Below are 2,532 nucleotides of genomic sequence, written 5' to 3'. Positions count from 1 at the left end.
TCGCCGATTACGGCCTGGTGGGCGACCTGTTCTCCGTGGTGCCCGAACTCACCGGCAAGCTCTGAGCGCTTTCACCGTTTCCGCAAATACCCCGGGGGGAGCGCCCTGCGCGCCCTGACGGGTGTCAAAAGGTTTGAGCCTCTGTAATTTTCCGGGTGTGTAAAATCAATGGGTTACAGGGGCGAGTGTCAAAAGGTTTGAGCCTTTCGGCACGAAAGTCGCCATTTTCGCGGAAGCGTGGAAATTCTGGCGACGAAAAATCAATGGGTTAGCGGATAAGGTGTGCGCGTTTTTGCGCACACCGCACACCTCAAGACGAAAGGATTCTTGAGGCTTTATCCTGCGTAATTTCGACCAGCCGTTCCGTGCGACTTTGCTTCCAAAGCTCCAGGTCTTCTCTGGTCACACCGCGCTCAAGTAAGCGTCGGGCCTCTTCCATCGCTCGCTCGCCGATCTCGGCAGCCCATACATCGACGGAAAGACCCAACAGCTCCTCATTTTCATAGATACCAGGGTATTGTTTCGAGAGCCGCCCCATCACCGCCTCAAAAACCATGAGGCTAGCGGCGGTGGCAGACCTGTTGACGAGGAGTTCTGTGGGCGCACCTGAAGGGCCGCCTACACCAAACACCAGCCAGTCGAGAGACACACCCAGCCCCTTTGACAGGGAGGAAAGCGCCTCCAAGCCGGGCAAACTCGCCCCGTCGCGAGCCATGTACTTGTCAAGAGTTCGCTTGGGTATGCCCGTCCGGTAAGCCATCTCACTCACAGTCCAGCCCTTGGAGTCCCGCAAATGGCGTAGCCGAGTGCTGATATCCAACTCCATGCGTTGCTCCTCTTGACGTGGCGCATAATTTGCGCATATCGTTACCCAAATTGGGCACAAATAGCATGACCAAGATAGCAGACCTCAGCAATATCAACAACGCCGTTCGGGCGGCCTTCGTTGCCCGAGGCACCAGTCTGCATAGGTGGTGCCGCGGGCACGGCGTTGATCCACACAACGCCCGGAAGGCGCTGATCGGAAAGTGGCAGGGTGCCAAAGCCGAGCAGTTGCGACGGAAAATCCAGATTGCTGCCGGGTTGGTGAAATGACCAGCATACCCGTTAGGAAGTTGCTCGGAGTTGCGGGAGTTCCCACGCACAGAAGCTCGGCTTCCCGTTGGCTCGATCTTCGCGAAATACCCACGCAGATCATAAGGGGAAATGGTGGTGATACCGAGGTCGTCGCTCTTTCCGACCTCCCCGCAGATGTTCGCCGGGCCTACGAACTGCGCGAGATTGAGGCGACCGGCCTTCCGGCTGGCGACTATGACGATGCGGCCCACGAGCGCTTTGCCGAGGCCCCGCCCGCGATGCAGGCTATCGCCCTACGGAAAGCCGAGATTGCCCGGTTCCTCGTGAAGGCCGGAGCGGGCGCCACGTTCGGCCTGTCGGCCCGCCTAGTACAAGCGGTGCAGCAACAGTTCGGCCCGAAGGGCACCGACCGCATGACCCTGCGGCGCATCCTTCGCGCCGTTGACGGGGTCGACCCTGTCAATTTTGCCCCAGCCCTGATGCCCGATTTTTCGCGCGGTGGACGTCCACAGGACAAGATTTCTGTCGAGGCATGGGCCTTCTTCATGACCACGATCCGCGATGCCGGGCCGCAATTCCCGCTTAAGCAGGCTTGGCGCGACGTCCGGGATGTGGCGCGCAAGCGGGGCTGGCAATGGCCGGCCTACAGGACAGTTCTGCGGCGCTGGGATGATCTGCCCGAGGCGCAGAAACTGGTTGCGCGCTTCGGCCGCGACGAAGCGACAAGCCGCCTGACCATGCCGATCAAGCGGGCTAAAACCTCGATCCAGTCGCTCGAATGGGTGTCGCTGGACGGGCGGACGCAAGACTTCTGGGTAGACTTCGGCGATGGCAAGCCTGTGCGGCCGGTGATGCTGGCGCTGGTCGATACCGCATCGAACTTCGTCCTGGGATACGAGATTGCCCAGTCGGAAAACGCGGTGGCGACGGCACGGCTGATCCGCAAGGTCTGCCAGGAATACGGCATCTTCGACCGGCTCTATACGGACAACGGCTCGGCCTTTGCCGGGCATCTGGTGGCCGGCGGCGCCAAGTTCAAATGGCGCGGCAAGGGCCGAGGCCAACCCGGCGTGAAGCCGCTGGGCGTCTGTTTCCACCTCGGGATCGATCTGACCTTTGCGATTCCGAAGAACGCGCGGGCGAAGATAGCGGAACGGACCTTTGCCGCCCTGTCGCGCGTGATCGACGACCGGCCGGAATTCAAGGGCGCCCACGCCGGCCATGCGCCTGGTGCCGCCCCTGGTCGCGATGTGGTGCCGGTGCCGTTCTCGGTCATGGAGGCAGTCGTTCGCCGCGAGATCGACCGCCACAACCGTGAGGCGGGCCGCAAAGGCCAAGGCGCGGCCGGGCGATCAGAGGTGGACCCGCCTGGTGAGACAGTTTGGCGGCTTGGCTAAGGTGGATCGGGTTGGTTTCTATGCCGCCAGTCGCTCCGTCATTTCCGCCGTAGCATAG

The 2,532-nt window shown here is 61.5% G+C and carries 3 protein-coding genes; 2 read left to right on the top strand and 1 reads right to left on the bottom strand.

All coding sequences use genetic code 11. The features are described 5' to 3' along the window. Positions 1-310: 310 nt before the first annotated feature. Complete coding sequence (locus tag ACDP63_RS24530) at positions 311-826, bottom strand: helix-turn-helix domain-containing protein (protein ID WP_074990833.1); 516 nt, start codon at positions 824-826, stop codon at positions 311-313. Between the two features lie 65 nt (positions 827-891). On the opposite strand from ACDP63_RS24530, the gene ACDP63_RS24525 reads away from it, so the two are divergent. Both ACDP63_RS24525 and ACDP63_RS24520 read left to right on the top strand, forming a co-directional pair. Then, complete coding sequence (locus tag ACDP63_RS24525; RefSeq protein WP_074990831.1) at positions 892-1,095, top strand: hypothetical protein; 204 nt, start codon at positions 892-894, stop codon at positions 1,093-1,095. After that, positions 1,092-2,474, top strand: coding sequence for a transposase domain-containing protein (locus tag ACDP63_RS24520; protein WP_409928823.1), 1,383 nt, complete (start codon positions 1,092-1,094; stop codon positions 2,472-2,474). Before ACDP63_RS24525 ends, ACDP63_RS24520 begins: the two co-directional genes overlap by 4 nt. Positions 2,475-2,532 lie beyond the last annotated feature (58 nt).

The sequence above is a fragment of the Paracoccus sp. P2 genome (assembly GCF_046335115.1).
GTDB classification, from domain to species: domain Bacteria; phylum Pseudomonadota; class Alphaproteobacteria; order Rhodobacterales; family Rhodobacteraceae; genus Paracoccus; species Paracoccus pantotrophus.
Note: the sequence above shows the minus strand (reverse complement) of the source record. Positions and strands in the feature narration are given on the sequence as shown.